Raw genomic sequence first — 21,398 nt, forward strand, 5'->3', positions numbered from 1 at the left:
GAATTTTAAAAGGATTAAGTAATGCAAACTTCAAAGGATTTTACGCCTATGTTGGTTTTGGTTCCAAATGGCGAAGTTGAATTTTTTGCGCAATTTTGCCAAAAAATCGGCTACAAAGCAGAGCAAACACAGGATTTTGAAAATTTCAAAAACGAAATTTTAAACGATATTTTCGAAAACCCTAAAAATCGCGCTGTCTTTGAAAGGCTAAAAGATAAATGAAATATTTAACGCTAAATCAAGCCATATCTTTGCACGACGGTGTTTTAGAAAAAATGGGCGGATTGATTGGCTACAATAACGCTCAAATCGGCTATTTAGCCTCAGCGTTAGAAAATATCAAAAACGATTTATACTATCCTAGCATTGCAGAAAAAGTAACGCATTTAATGTTTTCGTGTGTCAAATTTCACCCATTTTTAGACGGAAACAAACGAAGCGCCATAATGCTTTCAAAGGCTTTTTTGATAATTAATGAGGCAGTTTTTGACAAAGATAGTTTTTACGAATTTATGGAAAATATAGTCGTAAGCGTCGCAGACGGCAGTATTTCAAAAGAAAAATTACAAGAAATATTTGAAAATTTATTAAAAATTTAAAGGCCAAAAATGGGAAAACTTTTATCATTAGCGATAATTATTGCGTTAATTTATTTTTTAATCGTGCCGAAATTTCGTGCCAAAAAGGGCGAGAGCGCAGGCACAAAGAGCGAGCAAGAGCCAACAGCGCTAATGCCTTGCGATGAGTGCGGGACATACTACGAAACTAGCGCGCTTATCTCGCATAATTCGCGCCAAATTTGCAAATCTTGCTTGGCAAAAATAAAGGAAAAAAAATGATTATTCTAGGGCATGAATTGGTTGATTACGAGCCGTTTTACGCTATCAAACACACAGACGAGGTTTTCAGATACGATAATTTGCTCTTTAAATTTGATCCTAAATTAATCTCGCTAGCCAAAAGCACGGAGAAAAATTTCAGCGTCATTACAAACAACCTAAACGAAATTTTGCTCGCAAACGGCGCAGGTGCGAGATTTATCATCGTAAATAAAAAAACCGCTCCACTCGCGCAAAAGCTAGCCAACGACTATCTTTTTGACGCTAAAATCGCGATGTTTGTCAGCTCCACTCGCGCCCTAAAACAGCTTGCCGAGCTTGGAATCGACGCTGTGGTTTTCAAAGAAGCCATCGCAAACCGCCCAAAATCCTTTTTAAGCGGGCTTTTTGCTGGCGGGCGTAAATTTCACCTGCCGCATATCAATCCGCAAGGCCTAATCGGTCTAACCAAAAATTTAGGCGGAAAAATCAAAAATTTAGACACAAAAATCAGTGCGAAAAATTTATCCAAGGAGGATATATGGAAAAAATAAAAACCGCCCTGCTAATGAGCGGGCTAGTGCTACTTTTTATGTTCGTCGGCAGCCTAATCGGCGGACAAAAGGGTATGATTATGGCGTTTGTCGTGGCGTGCGGTATGAATTTTTTCAGCTATTTTTTCAGCGACAAACTAGTCTTGAAACACTACCGCGCTACGCCTGTAACTGCCGAGAGCCAGCCTATGTTATACGACATAATCGATCGCCTTTGCGCTAAGGCGAATTTACCAATGCCAAAAATCTATATCATCAACGAGCAAGTTCCAAACGCCTTTGCCACAGGTCGCAACCCAAACAACGCCGCAGTGGCCGTTACGCAAGGCTTGCTAAATCTAATGAGCCCGCAAGAAATCGAGGGCGTGCTAGCTCACGAGCTAAGCCATGTTAATCACTACGATATCCTAATCGGCTCGGTCGCTGCGATGTTTGCAGGCGCAATCGCAATGCTAGCGAATTTCGCCAAATTTGGCGCGATTGCGGGCTCAAACTCGCAAAATCGCGGTGGCACAAATGGAATTTTCTTGCTAATTGGAGCCGTAATAATGCCGCTAGCTGCTAGCGTAATCCAAATGGCAATCTCACGCACCAGAGAATTCAAAGCAGACGCCGGTGCAGCCGCACTTACAGGGCACCCTGAGTGGCTAATTTCCGCTCTATCCAAGCTGGATAATTACGCCAAAAACTACCGCATGCACTCTGCGACAGGATCGACTGCGCACATGTTTATCATAAACCCATTTAGCGGGATTAAGGCAAATTTCTCTCAGCTTTTTAGCACGCACCCTAGCACAAGCGACCGTATCGCAAAACTCGAAGAGCTAAAAGACAAAATCGCTATCCAAAAGTAAAATTTGCAAATTTAGTGTCAAATTTAAAATTTGACACTAAATTGCTTTAATCTGTCATTGCGAGGCGTGGCAATCTACGAAATAAAAATTCCAAATTTGTAAATTCGCTGTCATTGCGAGCTTTCGCAGAAAGCGAAGCAAAATGAGCGTAGCGACCCGAGCGAAGCGAAGGACATTTCACAGAAACATTTTTGCTTCGCAAAAAGCGCTTCGCTTGTTTTGGACGAGCCGTAGGCGAAGTCAATCCAGTAAAATTTAAAGCAAAATTCAACCCAAATTTAGCATTGAATTATTTTTTAAATTTTAGATTATGCTGTGTTTTTCTCGTAAGGGGGAAGGGGGCTTGAATTGCGAGGTCGCGCCCTTTCCCCCTTACAAACCCCCAACCCCCGACGACGCTTTATAAGGTGGCTAAATTTTAAAAAGCGTTGCTTTTTAAAATTTAGCTGATTTTATTTTTACTGAAATGCTTCGCATTTTTGCATACGCGCAGACAATAATCACAAATTTTCATTTTTTTCAAATATTTACTATCTTGCGTTAAAATCACATTTTATTTTTCATCAAAGGAGAAAAAATGGGATTACTTTCATTTGTTGCAAATGCTGGTAAAAAGCTACTTGGTATCGGAAACGACGAGCAAAATGTCAAAGACGAGATCACCAAAAACCTCTCTTCTACCCCAATCGAGGGCTTAGATGTCAAAATCGAGGGCGATGTCGTTAAAGTAAGCGGAAACGCCGACAAGGAAACTCTTGAAAAAGCAGCTCTAATCGCAGGAAATGTAAATGGAATTTCAAGCGTAGAGATTGAAGGCGTCAATGAAGATAGCGAAGAGAACTACTACACTATCGTCAAAGGCGACAACCTTTCAAAAATCGCTAAGAAATTCTACGGCGATGCTAACAAATACCCTGTGATTTTCGAGGCCAATCGCGAAGTCATCAAAGACGCGAACCTAATCTATCCAGGTCAAAAAATCAGAATTCCAAAAATCTAAATTTATGGGCGCAAACGCGCCCTACTCTTTTTTTATTTTTCAAATTTTTGTATAATCACCCAAAATTTAGCTAGGAGCAGGTTATGAAAAACGCTTTTACTATGATCGAACTTGTTTTTGTTATCGTTGTTTTGGGAATTTTATCTAGTATCGCTCTGCCTAGAATGAACGCCAGCAGGGACGATGCCGAAATCGTGCGATTGATGACAAATATAAAGACCCTTACTAGCGATATCACAAACTACTACAACGCAAACGGCTGTCTTAGCAACAATCCAAATTTTATGAGCAATGTCGCCACATTTAGCTCAGCCACTGGTGGCGCGCACACAGGCAACGGCTCGTGCCTAGCTAACGGCGGTAGCGTGTCAATGCACATCAGAGTCACAAACAAACCTTGCTACGCCCTAACTTACGGCGTGAGCGAATACATGGGTGCTTGGGTGCGCGTAGATGGTATGAGCGCGGGTGCTTCAAATGCGTGCAAACTAGCGCACAATGAAGCCACGATGAAATCAATGCGCGATGTGAGTTTCACATACACAGACGAAACTGGCGCAAACAAAACAGCCAAAGGCACACGAATCGGCGGATTAAATCCGAATAAATTTAGATAAAATTTTCAAAATTTGATGCAAAATTTTAAAATTCTAAAATTTTGCGCCAAAATTCTTTTGTTTTGGATAAAATTACGAAATTCTATCAAAAGGAGTTAATGTGCGAATTTTAATCAACGAATTTCCAGGAGACGGCTGTCCGCAAACCAAGGCTTTCGATGCAAAAGAGATTTTTTTAAACACGGCAAAAGACGATGAAAATCCTGGGAATTTCGTCGTTTCGATCTATGTGCAAAACCAAGAAATTGCTCTGTTTTCTTGCGCCAAAACGCCAGCGTTTGAGGAATTGCAAAAGAATTTCAAATCAATGATTTTCAAAAAAGGCGTATTGGTGATAGATATCCAACTTAACTATCTCAATGGAAAAATGGTTTTAAAATCATCATCTTTTTGTGAAGTATGATTGAAATTTGGCGCAAAATTTTGAAATTTGCGTCAAATTTAACTACTCTAAAACTTTTATCACTATTTATTCGATATTTTATAACCAATTTCGAACTAACTTTCTTTTTCGAAATACAAACCACAAAAACGCAATCGCCAAAAACAAGGTAAAATTTTTGTATAATCGAAGCTCTTTTTGTGAAAATTTTACGATTTGGGCGTCTTTTCCACTATAAAATTTTAGAATTTTTGTTTTCTGCTCGTCTTCATAAACAAGCGCTTTGTAAATTTTATAAACATCGCCAAAGCTTTCCTTTTTTACCCAAAATGTAAAAAAATAATTATTTTTGCTCAAAGAACTAACTATCGGCTCAAATCCCAAATTTGGCTCTACGACCTTAATACAGCTATTCCCGGCGTTATTTTTAATGCAGACATTGTAATATTTTCTAGGCGATAAAACCTCATCTCTAAAACTTTTTACCGCTATTTCCTTGATAGATGTTACTTTTCCTTCGATATATTCGGTATTTTTCAAATTAGTTTCTATATTAAACGATATAAAAAACAACACCCCAGAAAACAAAATATAATAAATATTTTCCAAAATAAATTGTATAAATTTATTTGATTTCATCGATATTACCTTTTTTAGTATTACCAATAGCACAAATTATATTGTCAGTATCTGCAATCCTTAATTTTTTCCACTCGTCAAAACTATTAACTTTAACTAAATTTTGCGGAATTCTTAATGGTTCATCGATAATTTTAAGGCACTCGCTCGTTTCTCTTTTGAAATATTGCACAATAAGGTGTTTATCATCATTTTCCAAAGCCTTTTTTATGCACTTTGCTTTCAGTTTAATATTATCGTTATTGCTTATAGAATTGTCTGAAAAAAGATTTTTTGGAGCACACTCGCTAATCATTTCCATATAAACCATACGAAAAACAAAAAACGCAACAATTATCACAAAAGGTAATAAAATAATGTTTTTGTATCGTTTCAAATCATTTTTACTCCCGCCAATATAGCTTATATAATTCAAATTCTTCCCATATCTTATCTCTTATGTCCATATTTTTTATACAAAATTTAGATTGCACATCAAGTTCTAACAATCTATCTCTATTTTTTGTTTTATTTGCCTCATTCAGCTCTTTAATAAAATCGTTATAATTAAAATCGGCGCATATCAATACAGAAGCTTGATCGTAAATTTCTTCTTGTCTGCAAATTCTACTATCAAAAACAATGCCTTGTAATAAAAATATATTTTTAGTTTCATTTGCTTCTTTTAGTCTAGACAAAAGCCGTTTTTCTGCAAATAAACATGTACTTTTGTCTAATAAATAAGGTGCTGTCACAAGCAATATCAAAATAGTTGAAATCAAATAAAAGATTATTTTTAATATTTTTAATATTTTTTTTAAAAATTTCATCTCATTTTCTTATTTGAAATTTTTGAATTTTCGGTTGCTGTTTTGTTATTATTATTTTCAATAAATTCATCATTTATAATTTTTTTTACCTTATCAACCACTATTTGTTCTTGGGAAGTAAAATTTGCGTCTTTTGGTAAAATTCTAAAATAAAAATCTAACATATTTTTAGTTCTATTTAATTCACGATTTGCACAATACACAAATACTTGACTATAATTGCTGTCTAATCGCATGTTATCCATATAATTATATTGATAACATGGGTCTTCTTTGATTGCAACTTGATAGGATATACTATTGGCGCCACCAAAAACTATAATACATATCAAAAAACCAATAATTACAAACAAAAAATCCCTAATACCTGCTTTCATTTTTTTCTTTTCTTGGATAAACCACCCTTACAGGCGCAAATTTCGCTAAATTTACGACCTGTAATCTGCGTTTATTTTGACATATTCATAGCTGAGATCACAGCCATATGCGCTAAATTCGCCCACTCCAAGCCCCAAATCGCATGAAATTTCAAATTCGGCCTTTTGCATTACTTCGTGCGCTAGCCTTTCGCGCTCCTCGTCTAGCTCGCGGTGTGCGCTATCATACACAAGCGCGTCATCGTATTTTATCACGAGTTTTTCGGCGTCGCACTCTATCCCGCACGCACCAATTGTAGAGGCTATGCGTCCCCAGTTTGGATCCTCGCCATAAATCGCTGTTTTGACAAGCGGAGAATTTGACAAAGCCTTGGCGGCCTTTTTGGCTTCATTATCATTTTTCGCGCCAAAAACTCTAAATTTCACTAGTTTATTCGCACCCTCGCCATCGCGCACTAGCATTAAGGCAAGGTCGAGTGCGAGTTTTTTCAACGCGGCACGAAACGCCTCTTTATCATAGCTAGCACGCGCACTGGTCGCTAGCATGACGGTATCGTTCGTGCTAGTATCGCCATCGACACTGACCCTATTAAAGCTATCCTCCACAGCCTCGCTTAAAAGCTCGCCCATATCAGAGTGCGGGATTTTCGCGTCTGTTAAAATATAGCAAAGCATAGTCGCCAAAGCCGGATTTATCATACCCGCGCCCTTGCAAATGCCTGCTATGTGAAATTTCTCGCCATTATCTAAGCTAACTTCGTAAGCAAACTCCTTTTTTAGCGTGTCTGTCGTCATAATCGCCGTGGCTATGGCATCAGAATCGCGCGCCATAAGGTCGAAATTTTTCGCAGCAGCTATGATTTTTTCTTTTTTTAATCTATATCCAATGACGCCGGTTGAGCTCATCACAGGATTTACTAAGGGCGTAAATTTTGAAATTTCAGAGAAAATTTCATCTATATCGCTAATGCCTGCTTCGCCGGTCATTGCGTTTGCGTTTTTAGAATTTATCAAAATGAAATTTGTGCGAAATTCCCCGCCGTTTTTCTCTAAAATTCGCCTAAAATGCGCTATTGGCGCAGCGGCAAATTTATTACTCGTAAAAATCGCGCTTATAGCAAACGGCTCTTCGGCTCTGATAAATCCCAAATCATTTCCGACCTTTTTAAAGCCCGAATTTAGCCCGCCAAAATAAAATCCGTCGATATTTTCTAGGCCGTTTTGCAAAGGGGCAATTTTATACATATTTCATCTCCTGCGGTTTGTATTTGCTTCTAATTAGCTTTTTGGTATCCCTGATACCCTCGGCTGTGCCGATGACTAGCAGTTTCGCGCCAGTGCCGATTAGATAATCCCCATCAGGCATAGCTACAAAGCGATTGTTGGCTTCCTTCACGCCCACGATATTTGCGTTTGTCATCTCTTTGAGGCGGGTTTCTTTGAGGCGTTTGAACCTCATCCACGAAAACTCAGGGACTAAAATTTCTTCGATATCAATCGGAGAGTCTTTTTGATAAACGAGGCGTTCTAGGATATTTTCCATATCTGGGCGCACGCTAATCGCCGAAAGACGCTGTGCGGCGAGTTTAGACGGCAATACGACAGAATTTGCCCCAAGTTTTTTGAGGCGTTCGCTGTCGCTGTCGCTGTCAGAATTCGCCATGATAAAATACGGAGTAATACGCCCTAGCTCTTTTTCATAAAGCCTAACAAGCGTGATAATAGCGATATTATCGGCCAAATTTGGACTTAGCGTGATTATGGATTTTGCGCTTGAAAGGTGCGCTTTTAAAAGCGTTTTTTGCTCGTGCGGATCGCCGATTATGTAGTATGGGTATAAATTTTCATCAGCACTTTTTGCCAAATCTGGGTTTGGATCAATGACGACAAATGGGATATGATTGGCGCGAAATTCCTTCGCCAACTCCGCACAATACGAGTTGTTATAGCATATAATGTAGTGATTTTTGAGCCTTGCGATATTGTTTATCATAGCTTGCTCCCTGATTAAATTTTGCAGTGTTCCTTTTTTGATAACTTCGACGACGACACCCAGACAAAACGAAAATGTCCCAAAGCCCATCAAAATAAATGCGATTGTAAAAAGTCTGCCAGCAGGCGGGATTGGCGCCACTTCGGTAAATCCGACGGTGGTAAATGTCATGCCTGCTTGATAAATTGCATCAACTAGCGAAAATCCAGCGGTGAATATATAGCCCAAAGTCCCCACTAACTGCATTAAAACAATGATAATTAGTGGAAGTCTAAATGGGCGTAGTTCGTCGTAAATTTCGCTATAAAGGTTAATGTCCGGTTTAGTAGAGCCGGACCAGTTGAGGAATAATTTTATTCTGCCTAAAATAGACATAAATTCCTCTTTTTAAGGTTATCTTGATTGTTTTTTCATTGTTCTTAGAGTTGAAGCAGCTACTTTGATTTTTCTTGTAGTGCCGTCTTCTAGCTGAACGCGAACTGTGCGTAGATTGACTTGGAATTTTTTCTTAGTTCTGTTGTTTGCGTGGCTTACATTGTTTCCTACCATCGCACCTTTGCCAGTAATTGCGCATCTTCTTGCCATAATAAATCCTTATAATTTGAAAATAAACGGCGATTATATCTTAAAAAATTTCAAAATTTGCTTAAATTATACAAAGTATTAAATTTAGCAAAATTTATGAGAAAAATTAGTAAAATTGCAGGTTTTATAAATTTGATAAGGAAATTTGATATGTATGTAGCCCCTAGTATTTTATCAGCTGATTTTGGCAGGCTTAGCGAAGAAGTGCGCGCAGTATGCGACGCGGGAGCAGATCTGATCCATGTCGATGTCATGGACGGACACTTCGTGCCAAATCTCACAATCGGCCCACTTGTCATAAATGCCGTAGCCAAGGCCTCCACAAAGCCTCTTGATATTCATTTAATGGTGCAAAATGTGCCGTTTTTCGCTGATTTATTTTTGCCACTAAAACCGAAATTTTTAAGCTTTCATATCGAGGAAGAAAAACACCCTTTGCGCTTGATAGATCATATCCGCAAAAACGGCGTCAGCCCCGCTATCACGCTCAATCCACACACGCCAATTAGCGCACTTGATTACATCATAGACGAGGTTGATATGGTGCTTTTAATGAGCGTAAATCCAGGCTTTGGCGGGCAAAAATTTATCCCATCAGCCTTGCGCAAAATTTCAGAACTTAGAAATTTAATCGAAAAACGGGGCACAAAATGTATGATCGAAGTCGATGGTGGCGTAAATGGACTAAATGTCGCCGAGCTAGATAGCGCAGGCGCAGACATCGTCGTGGCTGGAAATTTCGTATTTTCATCAAACGATTATAGCGAAGCTATCAAAGCCCTAAAAGTATGAGCCAAGACAGCAGAAAAGGGCTTGATAACCTAATCGAACTTTTGGCGCAAAAAAGCATAAATTACCATGATTTTATCGCCAAAGCGCAAAAAATCGAGCTAATTGCGGAGCTTTTTGAGCCAAAAGATTTTAGCATGTGGCGCGCCATGGGGCTAAATGTCATCAAGCTAGACAATGGCAAAATCACGCTTAAAACCCGCGAAACCGATATCGAGGACGAGATTTTTTGCTTTGTGGATATTGAGACCAGTGGCGGGCTAAGTAGCGGCCAAATCATCGAAATCGGCGCGATAAAGGTGCAAGGCGGGCGAGTTTTGGATAGATTTGAGAGCTTTGTCTATGCAAATTTCGTGCCAGAGGGTATCACTGAACTAACCGGAATTAGCGTGCGCGATTTAGTGGGCGCACCAAGCCTAGCTAGCGTTTTGGAGCGGTTTCGACTATTTTTAGGCGACGCGATTTTCGTGGCGCACAATGTCAAATTTGATTATGGTTTTATCGACGCAAGTATGCAAAAATGCGGGTTTGGCATGCTACTAAACCGCAAAATTTGCACCGTCGAGCTAGCGCGTCGCACGATAGAGTCGCCTAAATACAATCTCGGCGCGCTAAAAGAGCTTTTGGGTATCGAAAATACCCACCACAGGGCTTACAGCGACGCTATTTCGTGTAAGGAAATCTTCGCTCACGCCATAAGCGCACTTCCATGGAGCGTGCAAAGCACGGAGGATTTGATACTGTTTTCCCGCACAGCAGGGCTGAAAAAACCAATAGAAAAAGACATTAATTAAGTTTCGACAAAAATTTAAAAATTTTTGAATTTTCCTTGACTTTTAACCAATTTTGATGTATAATACAGGTTCTTTTGCATTGGGGTATCGCCAAGCGGTAAGGCAATTGGTTTTGGTCCAATCATGCGGAGGTTCGAATCCTCCTACCCCATCCACACTTCTTTAAATCATTTTTGTATCGCAGGGTAGAGCAGTGGTAGCTCGTCGGGCTCATAACCCGAAGGTCGGGGGTTCAAATCCCTCCTCTGCAACCAAATTTAATAATTTCAATCATACAAATGTATTTTTGTAACATAAATTTCATATAATTTCCAATATATTTAGAAAAATCATAAATAAATTCAAATTTCATCACAAATTTCACAGCAATGTTTATTATAAGTAGTGGTTTCCACGATCCAAACGGCGATTTGCTAGAAGAAATTTATCGCAAAATCAAATTTAAAAAGTGGTTTTTCGGACACTTTCACGAGGAGCTTTTCTGCGTAAATAGCCAGTTTGTCACACTTTGGCACGATATAGTGGAACTGAAATTTGATGGCGAGAAAATCAAACATTTGTGCATGATTTAATCTCGCTTCGCAAATTCTAAACACTGCGCCGAAATTTTAAAATTTCCAAGGGGCAAAATCGGCTAAAATTTTGCCATTTTGGGTTTATTTATGTTTTTTTCTTTTATTCTTGCGCGGTTTTGGCTTACCAGCTTTATCACCAGTAAAAATTTCATTTTTATGTGCAAATTTTTGTTTTAAATAGTGCTCATAATCCACCAAATTCCCAAAACATTGTTTGCACCTTAAATTTTTTACCTCATAAAAATAAAAAGTCTTTTGGCAATTTTTGCAGAAAAATAGTTTATTTTGATTGCTTTTTTTACCAAATAAAAAAGCAAAAAGCGAGGCAAAAGCCACAATAAAAGCAAAAATTTTGCCCCTTGTGCCAAGTCTTACCCAGCCTTGGTATTTGTTCCACACTTTATATCCGTTTAGCGAAGCAAAGCCATCAAAAAAAGAGATTGCAGACAACACAAAAGTGCCAGGCTTATCAGAGCGAAAAGCATAGATAAAAAAGAGCATGACACAAATAAAAATAATGTCGAAATAATCCATACCAACACTAGATAAAAGCCCATTTATAAGGCTGTTTTGCCTAAGCATTTCTATGCTAATACAGACAAAAGACAAAAAAAGAAAAATTTGAAAATAGTTTTTATTTTTTATCTGGCTAGGTAGCGACAAAAGGGTGTAAATCACGAGAAAGATTGTTAGAAAAATTTGAATTTTTAACTGCATTTTAACTCATTAAATAAATTTATCGCAAATTCGTCGAATTTTTTACCTTTTAAGTGTGCTTTGCAAAATTCCACGATTAGTCCGTGAAATAGCGCAAATGCGCCGTTTTCGTCATTTGAAAAATTATCATAGCGAGAATTTGCTAGTTTAAAAACTTCGCTAAAATTTAGGCTTTCCAACCACTCTTTGCACTCATCATAGCACTCAAATTCATAGCCAAAATATCCTAAAATTCGAAGTGCGTAACTATCAACGACCATTGTAGGTCGCCCACAAGCATAGCACAAAATCGCATCGCAGGTTTCTGCGCCTATGCCTTTTTGGCTTATCAGCCACTCGCGACTTACGGCGTGCGCGAAATTTTCAAAATCGCCAAATTCTGCCTCAATCGCCCTGCAAAGCGACCTTAATCGTTTTGCTTTTTGATTATAAAATCCGCTTGCTTTGATAATTTCGGCTAAATTTTCCACGCTTAAATTCGCTAAATTTTGCAAAGTTAAAAGCCCTTTTTGACGCAGGTTTTCAAGTGCGAGTTCGGCGTTTTTCCAGTTTGTGTTTTGGATCAGTATTGCGCCGACAATCACTTCAAATTCGCCATATCTCGGCCACCAGCGAAAATCATCAAATTTAATCGCGCCAAAAAGTGCGCGAAATAGCTCAGTCGCGCTCATTTTCGGGGCTAAATTTCGCAAAAAACTCGCTTGCATAGCTTAGCGCAAACTGCTTTGCGATCCGCCCGCTTCGGCTCGCCCTTAGCCTCGCAAACTCGCTAGCACGGGCGCGTAACTCATCAAGCGCGTGCGCGAAACGCTGCCTAAACTCATCAACGCTCATAAATCTAAATGCCGCGAAATAGCTCTCCACCACGCCCAAATACTCGCTCATATTGCCACTATAAAAGCTAAGTTGCAAACCAAATCGCTCGCTAAGGCTAATGCGCTCGTTTTTGGCGTCACTTAAATGAAGCTCGTCGGTACCCACCTGCGCGCCCATGTTGTCGCTGGCTAGCTCGCTTAAAATGTGTCTGCGATTCGAAGTCGCATACATTAGCACATTTTTAGGCGCGCGCTCCATAGATCCGTCAAGTAGCGGTTTGAGGTGCTTGTAGGCGTTTTCGCCAAGCTCAAAACTTAAATCATCGCAAAAAATGATGAAAAAATAATCCTGCCCCCTGATTTCATCGATTATATCGATGAGATACTCCAAATCATCTTTGCCGATTTCGACGATTTTAAGCCCGTCTTGCAAAAATTTCGTAAAAACTGCCTTTGCTAGACTTGATTTACCACACCCTGGCTCGCCCCAAAGCAAGGCGTGATTTGCCCCGCGCCCGTGAATAAAATTTCGCGTATTTTCTACAAGCGCAGTTTTTTGCGCCTCTAAGCCACAAAGCGCGTTGATATCAACAAAATCAATATCCTCTATCGCCCGCAGTTTTAATCCGTGTCTGCGAAACTGCGCCACTTGCACGCTTTGCCAATCGATTTTCAAATTTAACTCAGACATTTTTGTTTTCCTTTCGCAAATACACTAAAATTTCCGCTAGCACATCATCATCGTCTTTCGAAGGCGATTTTAGGCGGATTTTCTCGCCATTTTTATCTGTGATTACGATATTTACATCTGCGCTCGAAATCGCGCGCACACCGATATTTTGGGCTAGCACCTTTATCATCATCATATCAATGAATTGTTTGGTATAAACATCGGCCTTGCCGAATCTATCCTCGATTTCAGCGTAAATTTCATTTATTTGCATAGCGTTTTCGCATTTGCTAAGCCTGCGGTAAATATCAAGCCTCAACCTATCCTCCGCGATATATTCGCTGTTTAAAAAGGCATTGACTGAAATTTTAAGCTCAACGCTTGAAATGATTGTTTTTTGGTTTAAAAGCTTGTTTATCTCATCTTCTAGCATACGCAAATACAGGCTGTATCCGATAGCCTCGATATGCCCGCTTTGCGCTTCGCCGACGAGGTTTCCACCACCTCTGATTTCTAGGTCATGATACGCTAGCACCGAGCCTGAGCCTAGAAATGAGTTGCTCTCTAATGCCACGAGCCGTTTTAGCGCGTCGCTAGTAAGGGCGGTTTTATCGCCAATCAAATAGTAGCAAAATGCCTGTTTGTTGCTGCGCCCTACCCTGCCTCGTAGCTGGTGTAGGTCTGCTATGCCAAATTTATCGGCATTGTCGATTAAAATCGTATTGACGCGTGGCATGTGGATTCCACTCTCGACTATACTCGTGCATAGCATCAAATCATACTCCCCAGCGATAAATTTAGCTATCTCGTCCTCGGTGGTTTGTGCATCTATTTTAGAGTGTAAGATTACGATTTTTAAATTTGGCAAAATTTCAAGTAGCCGTTTTTTCACGCTAGGCATGCTTGCGATATGATTATGCACATAAAAAATCTGCCCGCCACGGCGAAGCTCCCTAGTAATCGCCTCTTTTACGATTTTTTCGTCCCACTCCTTAACCATTGTGCGCACATCGAGGCGATCTAGTGGTGGAGTTAGAAGCGTGCTATAACTCTTAATCTGGCTTAGCGCCATATTTAATGAGCGGGGAATCGGCGTAGCAGACATGCTTAAAAGGTGCGAATTTTGCGATTTTTCCTTTAATTTCTCTTTTTGTTTCACGCCAAATTTATGCTCTTCATCGACGATTACGAGCCCTAAATTTGGTGCTTCGACATTTAGCAGGCTATGCGTGCCTACGCACACAATCGCTTCGTTATTTTTAAGTCGTTTTAAAATTTCGCTTTTTTCCTTTACTTTGCTAAATCTATCTAGCCTAAAAACAGGGATTTCAAACTCTTCAAATCTCGCTTTTAGCGTGGCGTAGTGCTGAGCGCACAGCAAAGTCGTCGGCACGAAAAAAAGTGCTGAAAAGCCACTTTTTATCGTCGCAAATATCGCGTTCATCGCCACTTCCGTCTTGCCAAAGCCCACATCGCCACTTAGCAATCTATCCATGACCTTGCCACTGCGTAAATCCTGCAAAATCGCGCTAATCGCGCTTTCTTGATCTGGCGTGTATGAAAATCCGCTAGAAGCGATAAATTTGGCGTAATTTGGGCCAGTATTTTCTATCATCACACCACGAATTAACTCGCGTTTGGCGGCGGTTTGGATTATTTTGCTAGCGATGACAAAGAGCTTTTCGCGCACCTTTTCTTTGATTTTCGCAAAGCTTGCCTTGCCTAGGCGATCAGGGCTTACCACGCCCCCACCAGCGATATATTTGTCGATTTTGTTTAGGTATTCCACAGGCAAAAGTAGTTTGTCGCCACCTTCGTATATCAGGGCGACAAACTCACGCGAATGCCCCAAAACGGTCGCTAGTTCAAGGCCAGCGAATTTGGCGATTCCATAGTCTTCATGCACGACAAAATCGCCAGGATTTAGCTCATCGAGCGCAAGGCTAGATTTGCGAACGCGCTTTTTAGGGATTAGCTTGTTTAATGATACGATAATCTCGTCAGAGCTGATTAAATTTAGGATAAAATCCTCTTTTAAAATTTTCGCATTGCTTAAATTTGAGAGATCCAAATGCGCCAAAAGTGCGTCATTTCGCGCGATAATGGTGATTTTGTCGTTTTTGTGAAATTCGAAAAATTCGCTATTTGGCGTGATTTGCAAATCCTTAAATTTACGCGCGGCAGGTATTAGCGGCAGTGTATCAAGGACGCTTAGATCCCTTTCGGCAAAGATTTCATCTTTTTTGATAGGACAGGCTAAAACCGCGCTAAATTCTTGCAAATAATCCACAAACCCATCAATAAACCAAAATCCAAGCGAAGTTAAATCGTTAATCAAAGCGTCGCTATCAAAGGCGCTAATTTTTTCGTTTGCGCTCTCAAACTCGCCCTTGTTCAAATTCGCCAAAAACGGCTCAATCTCGACGCTTTCTAGCTCGATTTTTTCGGATTTTTGCGTATCAATGTCAAAATGCCTAATGCTCTCGATTTCATCATCATCGAGCAAAACCCTCACCCCGCACTCGCCCCCAAGCGGGAAAATATCGATAATCTCGCCACGAAAGCTAATCTCGCCTGCGCTTTCGACGACCTGCGTCACGCTGTATCCAAGGCGCAAAATTTCATCTTTGAATTCAGCCAAATTTAGCTTTTGGGCAAATTCGATTTTTATCCCTTTTAGTTGCGATTTTGTGGGGAGTTTGTTTAAAATCGTGCGAACTGGCGAGATTAAAATTTTGCGCCCTTCGCATTTGTAATACGCGCCAAGCGAGCGTGAAATGCCGATTAGCTCGTCATAATAGCTTCGTAAATCCTCGCCAAAATGCGCCCTAAAATCAGGCAAAACAAAGGTTTTAAAACCCAAAAATTTCAGCACCTCAGCGCAAAGTGCGCTATCTTTTTCATCATCTGTGATTAAAATTTGAGGACAAATTTGCGCAGAATTTTGCGCTAAAATTTGCGAAAAATACTCATAAATTCTAGCTTGCATTATTTTTGCGCCCCACTTTGCAAGACGCGATTTATCTCATACCACGATACATTTGGCTCGACCGACCAGATATTTAAATTCGAGCTATCCCAAAGCATGAAATTCAAAGGATCTAGCGTCATACCCAAAAACCGCACCTCATAGTGCAAATGTGGCCCCGTGCTATACCCTGTATTGCCCGTGTAGCCGATAATCGTGCCTTTGCTAACCCACATGCCAGGAGCCACACTAACCGAGCTTAAATGGCCATACCTTGTCGAAAATCCGTAATTGTGCGTGATTCGCACGAGTATGCCATATCCGTTTCCGCTCTCGCCGGCAAAATCGACAAATCCATCTGCTGTGGCGATTACCGGTGTGCCGACACTGGCGCGCAAATCTATGCCGTGGTGCATGCGTTTGACACCGGCTATCGGGTGCGTGCGCATGCCGTAATTATCGGTGATTCCGCGGTTTTTTATCGGGTAGCGGTTTGGTATGTATTGAAACATCAATTTATAGGTGTTATCGTTTGCGCTGATTGTTTTGGAATTTGATTTGTTGCGTTTGGCTAGTCTTTCGCTGAAATACTGCGCGATTTGCGCGTCGCTCTCATCGCCGTCAGGGCCTTCGTTTGCGATATCAAGGCTGGTTTGTTCGCGCATTTGATTTGCCTGAATTATCAAATTTTGGTTTTGTTTTTCTAGCTTTTCGATTTGCGCCATTAGCGTAGCATTGGTGGTTTTTAGGTTTTTTTTGTCGTTATTTAGGCGAAAAAGCGCGAAAAACAAAACGAGCAAAAACACAATGATAAATGCAACTAAAATTTTAAGTTGAAAGCGAAAATTCTCGCCAAATTGCATAGTTTTCGAGCCGAAATTATCACTAATGGTGATTTTAGTTTTTGCCAAATTTCGCCCCGTTATTATAAAATTTCAAAAATTCCTCGACTAAATGAAACGAACCAAACACCAAATAAAGCTCATTTTCATCTATTTCGCCCATAAATTCAGAGTGCGCGATACCAAGCTCGTCCAAAGCCTGCGTAATCATCTCCCCGCCAAGCTCTCTACCCGGGGCATCGTAAGGCAAAATTTGGACATTTTTGATAATCGGCGCAAGGGTAGCAAGAACCTTTTTGATATCCTTATCGGCAAACGCGTTGTAAATCAGCGTAAATTGTTTGCCTGCAAATTCCTTGGCAAGTGCTGCGGCGGCTAGTTCGTTATGCCCCACATCGATAATGATATTTGGGGCGATTGCTTCGACGCGCCCAGGCAAATCAAGTGGCAAAATTTCAGCAATTTTAAAATTTAAGCCCCAAAATTTCGCCCCAGCCACGGCTAGTTTTAAATTTGAATATTGAAAATTTGCTAGATTGTGAATTTTGATATATTCGGCAATTTCGCGCTTTTCATCTGCGTTTAAAAAATCGCTTGCAAACGCCAAATTTGCCCCTTTTTGCGCTGCGATTTCACGCGCGATTTTCACGCTAATCTCGTTCATCTCATCGCTTAAAATCGCATTTTGCGCCATTGCGTTGAGCTTCGTGCGCGAAATTTGCTCCAAATTCTCTCCAAGCATGCCGATATGATCTGTGCCAATAGGGGTAAAAAGCGAAAGCTTGGTATCAAAACTGCTCGTAGCGTCAAACTCGCCACCCATACCAGCCTCGAATACGCAGTAATCGCACTCCCTAAAATGCACCGCAGCCGCCAAAGTCAGGTATTCGAAATACGAAAGGTTATTTCTAAATTTTGCCGGTAAATTTGCTTGCAAAAACTCGTGCGCGCTTTGCAACTCATCATCGCTAATCTCGCGCCCGTCGCGGTAAATGCGCTCGTTTAGGCGCAAAATATGCGGGCTAGTGTAGTGGCCGACGCTAAATTTAGGGCCCGAATTTCGCCCATTTGCGCCATTTGCACTCATAATAATCCTAGATAAAAACCTACCAGTGCTTCCCTTGCCATTGGTGCCGATGATTTGGGTGATATTTTTTAGCGGGAGTGCGCTACGCACGGCCTCAAAGGCGGCCGGAAAACGCTCGTAATCGATCTTTTTATAATAAATCGGACGAGCGTTTAAGAAGTCAAAAACCAAGCTAGTTTTTAGCGCGTTCAAGCTGTATGCCTTTGATCGCAAGAGCAGAAATAAACTCATCAAACGCCTGAGTAGAGGCATTTTCGATAGCGTCATAGCGCTCTTTGTCGCTGATGACTGAGATTGTGTCGTGTTTGTTTTTGACTAAGCGTGAGACCGAAAAATCATGATCTCCTACGCAGTCTTTGCTAAAAATTTCGCCATTTTTAAGCTTTGTTTTGAAATTTAGCGTCAAATTTGCGCGATAACTCGTAATATAGCCGTATCTATCGTAGGTAAGGGCTGTGAAAGTTAGCCTTTTTATGCTGGCTACGATATAGGTTTGCGCGCTAGATTTGTCAGCTAAATTTGAGCCTAAGCGCGCTACGATACCGCTTTTGACAGCGTCTTTGATAGCCACTGTGTTTTGAGGGTCTGTTTTACTCATCAGCACATCGACATACACGCTTTTTGACATAATCTGCGAAGTGATTTTTGATACTGGCTGATATCCGCAACCAACAACCAAAACCACAAACGCAAAAACGGCTAAATTTTTAATCAAATTTCTCATTTTTTCCTACTTTACGACCAAATTTACAAGTTTGTTTTTGACATAAATTTCTTTTATTAGCGTTTTATCCTCTAACCATTTTGCGACATTTTCTTTGGCAAGTGCTAAAATTTCCGCCTCGCTCGCGTCCGCATTGGCGTCGATTTCGGCGCGTTTTTTGCCATTTACGGTAACTGCAAGCGTGATAGTATCGCTCACAAAAACCTCAGGCAAAAGCTCAATTTTTGTGAAATTTTTGCGCCCAAAAAGCTCTTCGCTTAGCTCGCTTGCGATATGAGGGACGATTGGTTGAAGTAAATTTAGGATAATAAAATATCCCTCGGTGTAAATATCAGCGTTATCCTGCGCATTTAGGGCATTTAGAGCCTCCATACACGCCGCGATTAGGGTATTAAAGGCGAAATTTTCCGTATAGACATCGTGCGATTTTTTTAGCGCTTCATAAACTTTTAGTCTCGCATATTTTTCATCTTTGCTTAAATTTGCGTGGTTAATGCTAGGAATTTTATCTGTTTTATACGCATTGCTTGAACGCTCATAAAGGCGGTTTAAAAACTTATAAGCGCCCTCTACTGCGCTATCGTTCCACTCTAACTCTTTTGCAGGAGGCGCTGCAAAAAGTATGAAAAGTCGCGCAGTATCAGCCCCATAAGTAGCGATGATATCATCAGGATCTACGGTGTTGCCCTTAGATTTGCTCATTTTTGCGCCATCTTTTAGCACCATGCCTTGTGTCAAAAGTCTAGCAAACGGCTCGCTATCGCGCAAATAACCCAAATCGCGCAATGCTTTTTGGAAAAATCTAGCGTAAAGCAGGTGTAAAATCGCATGCTCGATACCACCGATGTATTGATCTACTCTCATCCAGTAATTCACGCTCTGCTCGTCAAATGCCTTGCTTGTCCAAGTTTTCTCATCGCTTGCATATCGCGCGAAATACCAGCTACTCTCGAAAAATGTATCAAGCGTATCGGTCTCGCGAACGGCCTTTCCGCCACATTTCGGGCATATACAGTGCTTCCAAGTAGGGTGTTTATCAAGCGGATTGCCAAGTCCTGTGATTTGCACATCATCAGGCAACGCAACTGGCAAATTTTCGATTTTTTCGCCAACTAAACCGCATTTTTCGCAGTGAATCATCGGAATCGGCGCGCCCCAGTAGCGCTGGCGTGAAACGCCCCAGTCGCGAAGTTTGAAATTTACCACGCGAGAGCCTAAATTTCGCTCTTCAAAAATTTGCAGAATTTTCTCATTTGCCTCTTTGTATTTTAGGCCATTTAAAATTTCAGAATTTGCGTAAATTCCTGTTTTTTCGACATGTGGCAGGGTTTCGTTTTCGAAAATATTTATAATTTCAAGTCCAAATTTACTCGCAAACTCAAAATCCCTCTCATCGCCTGCTGGCACAGCCATAACCGCGCCATCGCCGTAATCAGCCAAGACAAAATTTGCTATCCACACTGGGATTTTTTTGCCAGTTAGCGGGTGTAGGACATTTACGCCTAGATACGCTCCGTCTTTATCGGCGATTTGTCGCTCTCTTGGGCTTTGATTTAGGATCGCGCGGACCTTTTGCTCTACATCTTTTGGAAGTAAATTTTTCTCCAAAAGCTTCGCAATAACCGCGTGTTCAGGCGCAAGAGCCGAGTAGCTCATACCATAAATCGTATCAGGGCGAGTCGTAAATACATCAAATCCGTCGATTCCGTCTAGCATCTCACGGCTTTCATCGTCAAATTTAAAGCGAAATTTCAAACCCTCACTTCGCCCAATCCAGTTTTCTTGCATGGTTAGGACTTGATTTGGCCATTTTCCCTCCAAATCCTTCAAGCAATCAAGCAGTTCCTGTGCATAATCTGTGATTTTTAGGTAGTAGCCTTGCATTTGTTTTTGCACTACTTCATTGCCACAGCGCCAGCATTTGCCGTCTTCGACCTGCTCGTTTGCAAGCACGGTGCCGTCGTGTTCGCACCAGTTTAGTAGTGAGCTTTTGCGATAAATCAGCCCCTTTTCATACATTTTGATGAAAAATTCCTGCTCCCATTTTGTATAAAGTGGATCAGAAGTGGCTAGCAATCTGCGCTTTGAAAAGCTAAAACCAAGCCTGTCTAGCTCGTTTTTCATATAATCAATATTTTCGTAAGTCCATTTTTTGGGGTGAATTTTATGCTTAATCGCTGCATTTTCTGCTGGCATACCAAAGCTATCAAAGCCGATTGGTTGGAGCACATTGTATCCTTGCAAGCGGTAGTAGCGTGAGAGCGCGTCGCCGATAGCGTAGTTTCGCACATGACCCATGTGGATACGGCCACTTGGGTATGGAAACATCGAAAGAATATATTTTTTAGGTAAGCTATAATCGTCCTTTGGCTCTGCTTCGCCCTCATCGTTCCAAATTTTTTGCCATTTTAACTCTATCTCTTTGCTATTATAAGCCATTATTACTCCTAAAATTCATCTTTTGATTTGGCTGATTCTACGGTGATTAGCACTAATGAGAAAATCACAGCAATCAGCGCGCCGATACAAAGCGCGGTTATGACAGAGAGATCGCCTGGATGAACTATCATAAGCACAAACGCTGGAATTAGGTGCAAATCAGCCACAAGCGAGCTTGCGAAAAGCTCGGCTGAGAGCATATTGCGCACACCGACTTTAAGTAGCGTTGAGACTGCATTAATACTAGCAGCGATAAAGAGCAAAAGCTCGTGTCTTTCGTAGATAAATCCAGCGATTGTAGTCGCACTCATCAAAGCAAAAAATATGTATGTTACTCTTCCCCAGTTCAT

Annotated in this window: 27 protein-coding genes and 2 tRNA genes; 13 read left to right on the forward strand and 16 right to left on the reverse strand. The window is 40.8% G+C overall.

Annotated features, from left to right (window positions below):
* Window positions 1-21: 21 nt before the first annotated feature.
* From OFN67_RS03080 to OFN67_RS03115, 8 genes are all read left to right on the forward strand, one after another.
* Window positions 22-222, forward strand: coding sequence for a hypothetical protein (locus OFN67_RS03080; RefSeq protein WP_270862309.1), 201 nt, complete (start codon window positions 22-24; stop codon window positions 220-222).
* Window positions 219-599 carry a type II toxin-antitoxin system death-on-curing family toxin gene (locus OFN67_RS03085; RefSeq protein ID WP_270865584.1) on the forward strand — a complete coding sequence of 127 codons (381 nt, stop codon included), beginning with the start codon at window positions 219-221 and terminating at the stop codon, window positions 597-599. Before OFN67_RS03080 ends, OFN67_RS03085 begins: the two co-directional genes overlap by 4 nt.
* A 9-nt stretch (window positions 600-608) precedes the next feature.
* Window positions 609-839 carry a hypothetical protein gene (locus OFN67_RS03090; protein ID WP_270862307.1) on the forward strand — a complete coding sequence of 77 codons (231 nt, stop codon included), beginning with the start codon at window positions 609-611 and terminating at the stop codon, window positions 837-839.
* Entirely contained in the window at window positions 836-1,372 is a 537-nt protein-coding gene (locus OFN67_RS03095) for a hypothetical protein (RefSeq protein WP_270865582.1), read from the forward strand. Before OFN67_RS03090 ends, OFN67_RS03095 begins: the two co-directional genes overlap by 4 nt.
* Complete coding sequence (htpX, locus tag OFN67_RS03100) at window positions 1,360-2,226, forward strand: zinc metalloprotease HtpX (RefSeq protein WP_270868121.1); 867 nt, start codon at window positions 1,360-1,362, stop codon at window positions 2,224-2,226. Before OFN67_RS03095 ends, htpX begins: the two co-directional genes overlap by 13 nt.
* A gap of 577 nt (window positions 2,227-2,803) precedes the next feature.
* Entirely contained in the window at window positions 2,804-3,226 is a 423-nt protein-coding gene (gene lysM / locus OFN67_RS03105) for a peptidoglycan-binding protein LysM (protein ID WP_270859298.1), read from the forward strand.
* A gap of 83 nt (window positions 3,227-3,309) precedes the next feature.
* Window positions 3,310-3,843, forward strand: a complete 534-nt coding sequence (locus OFN67_RS03110; RefSeq protein WP_270865163.1) for a type II secretion system protein — start codon at window positions 3,310-3,312, stop codon at window positions 3,841-3,843.
* 100 nt (window positions 3,844-3,943) lie between these two features.
* A complete protein-coding gene (locus tag OFN67_RS03115; protein WP_270865162.1) occupies window positions 3,944-4,246 on the forward strand; it encodes a hypothetical protein in 303 nt (100 codons plus the stop codon).
* A gap of 78 nt (window positions 4,247-4,324) precedes the next feature.
* Here OFN67_RS03115 and OFN67_RS03120 read toward each other — a convergent pair whose 3' ends face one another.
* From OFN67_RS03120 to rpmB, 7 genes are all read right to left on the reverse strand, one after another.
* Window positions 4,325-4,765: a hypothetical protein gene (locus tag OFN67_RS03120; RefSeq protein ID WP_270868122.1), complete on the reverse strand. Its 441-nt coding sequence runs from the start codon at window positions 4,763-4,765 to the stop codon at window positions 4,325-4,327.
* 85 nt (window positions 4,766-4,850) lie between these two features.
* The gene (locus OFN67_RS03125) at window positions 4,851-5,279 is read right to left on the reverse strand and encodes a hypothetical protein (protein WP_270868123.1); all 429 of its coding nucleotides are present in this window, start codon (window positions 5,277-5,279) and stop codon (window positions 4,851-4,853) included.
* Entirely contained in the window at window positions 5,248-5,673 is a 426-nt protein-coding gene (locus OFN67_RS03130; RefSeq protein WP_270868124.1) for a hypothetical protein, read from the reverse strand. The genes OFN67_RS03125 and OFN67_RS03130 overlap by 32 nt, the downstream gene beginning before the upstream one ends.
* A complete protein-coding gene (locus tag OFN67_RS03135; protein WP_270868125.1) occupies window positions 5,670-6,050 on the reverse strand; it encodes a hypothetical protein in 381 nt (126 codons plus the stop codon). Before OFN67_RS03135 ends, OFN67_RS03130 begins: the two co-directional genes overlap by 4 nt.
* A 51-nt stretch (window positions 6,051-6,101) precedes the next feature.
* The gene (argJ, locus tag OFN67_RS03140; protein WP_270868126.1) at window positions 6,102-7,295 is read right to left on the reverse strand and encodes a bifunctional glutamate N-acetyltransferase/amino-acid acetyltransferase ArgJ; all 1,194 of its coding nucleotides are present in this window, start codon (window positions 7,293-7,295) and stop codon (window positions 6,102-6,104) included.
* The gene (locus OFN67_RS03145) at window positions 7,288-8,418 is read right to left on the reverse strand and encodes a potassium channel family protein (RefSeq protein ID WP_270859293.1); all 1,131 of its coding nucleotides are present in this window, start codon (window positions 8,416-8,418) and stop codon (window positions 7,288-7,290) included. Before OFN67_RS03145 ends, argJ begins: the two co-directional genes overlap by 8 nt.
* An 18-nt stretch (window positions 8,419-8,436) precedes the next feature.
* Window positions 8,437-8,628 carry a 50S ribosomal protein L28 gene (rpmB, locus tag OFN67_RS03150; protein ID WP_270859292.1) on the reverse strand — a complete coding sequence of 64 codons (192 nt, stop codon included), beginning with the start codon at window positions 8,626-8,628 and terminating at the stop codon, window positions 8,437-8,439.
* A 150-nt stretch (window positions 8,629-8,778) separates the two neighbouring features.
* Here rpmB and rpe point away from each other — a divergent pair, with 150 nt between their 5' ends.
* The 5 genes from rpe (at window position 8,779) to OFN67_RS03175 (ending at window position 10,783) form a co-directional block, all read left to right on the forward strand.
* Window positions 8,779-9,420, forward strand: a complete 642-nt coding sequence (gene rpe, locus OFN67_RS03155) for a ribulose-phosphate 3-epimerase (RefSeq protein WP_270868179.1) — start codon at window positions 8,779-8,781, stop codon at window positions 9,418-9,420.
* A complete protein-coding gene (locus OFN67_RS03160; protein WP_270868127.1) occupies window positions 9,417-10,211 on the forward strand; it encodes a 3'-5' exonuclease in 795 nt (264 codons plus the stop codon). The genes rpe and OFN67_RS03160 overlap by 4 nt, the downstream gene beginning before the upstream one ends.
* Before the next feature lie 80 nt (window positions 10,212-10,291).
* Window positions 10,292-10,366 (forward strand) — tRNA-Gln (locus tag OFN67_RS03165).
* A 24-nt stretch (window positions 10,367-10,390) separates the two neighbouring features.
* Window positions 10,391-10,465 (forward strand) — tRNA-Met (locus OFN67_RS03170).
* A gap of 114 nt (window positions 10,466-10,579) precedes the next feature.
* Complete coding sequence (locus OFN67_RS03175; protein WP_270868128.1) at window positions 10,580-10,783, forward strand: hypothetical protein; 204 nt, start codon at window positions 10,580-10,582, stop codon at window positions 10,781-10,783.
* Window positions 10,784-10,867: 84 nt separating this feature from the next.
* Here the strand turns inward: OFN67_RS03175 and OFN67_RS03180 are convergent, their stop codons facing one another.
* The 9 genes from OFN67_RS03180 to OFN67_RS03220 form a co-directional block, all read right to left on the reverse strand.
* A complete protein-coding gene (locus OFN67_RS03180; protein WP_270868129.1) occupies window positions 10,868-11,368 on the reverse strand; it encodes a hypothetical protein in 501 nt (166 codons plus the stop codon).
* Window positions 11,369-11,493: 125 nt separating this feature from the next.
* The gene (locus tag OFN67_RS03185) at window positions 11,494-12,174 is read right to left on the reverse strand and encodes a 3-methyladenine DNA glycosylase (protein WP_270868180.1); all 681 of its coding nucleotides are present in this window, start codon (window positions 12,172-12,174) and stop codon (window positions 11,494-11,496) included.
* Window positions 12,161-12,988 (reverse strand): ATP-binding protein, encoded by an 828-nt coding sequence (locus OFN67_RS03190; protein ID WP_443101019.1) that lies wholly within the window; start codon window positions 12,986-12,988, stop codon window positions 12,161-12,163. The genes OFN67_RS03185 and OFN67_RS03190 overlap by 14 nt, the downstream gene beginning before the upstream one ends.
* A 13-nt stretch (window positions 12,989-13,001) precedes the next feature.
* A complete protein-coding gene (locus OFN67_RS03195) occupies window positions 13,002-15,977 on the reverse strand; it encodes a DEAD/DEAH box helicase (protein ID WP_270868131.1) in 2,976 nt (991 codons plus the stop codon).
* Window positions 15,977-16,867 carry a M23 family metallopeptidase gene (locus tag OFN67_RS03200; RefSeq protein ID WP_270868132.1) on the reverse strand — a complete coding sequence of 297 codons (891 nt, stop codon included), beginning with the start codon at window positions 16,865-16,867 and terminating at the stop codon, window positions 15,977-15,979. Before OFN67_RS03200 ends, OFN67_RS03195 begins: the two co-directional genes overlap by 1 nt.
* Window positions 16,854-18,077: a Mur ligase family protein gene (locus OFN67_RS03205; protein ID WP_270868133.1), complete on the reverse strand. Its 1,224-nt coding sequence runs from the start codon at window positions 18,075-18,077 to the stop codon at window positions 16,854-16,856. The genes OFN67_RS03200 and OFN67_RS03205 overlap by 14 nt, the downstream gene beginning before the upstream one ends.
* Window positions 18,058-18,609, reverse strand: coding sequence for an LPS assembly lipoprotein LptE (lptE, locus tag OFN67_RS03210; RefSeq protein ID WP_270859283.1), 552 nt, complete (start codon window positions 18,607-18,609; stop codon window positions 18,058-18,060). The genes OFN67_RS03205 and lptE overlap by 20 nt, the downstream gene beginning before the upstream one ends.
* Before the next feature lie 6 nt (window positions 18,610-18,615).
* Complete coding sequence (gene leuS, locus OFN67_RS03215; protein ID WP_270868134.1) at window positions 18,616-21,048, reverse strand: leucine--tRNA ligase; 2,433 nt, start codon at window positions 21,046-21,048, stop codon at window positions 18,616-18,618.
* 8 nt (window positions 21,049-21,056) lie between these two features.
* Window positions 21,057-21,398, reverse strand: a complete 342-nt coding sequence (locus OFN67_RS03220; protein ID WP_270859281.1) for a DUF6394 family protein — start codon at window positions 21,396-21,398, stop codon at window positions 21,057-21,059.

The sequence above is a fragment of the Campylobacter sp. JMF_11 EL3 genome, from assembly GCF_027736965.1.
Lineage (GTDB): Bacteria > Campylobacterota > Campylobacteria > Campylobacterales > Campylobacteraceae > Campylobacter_B.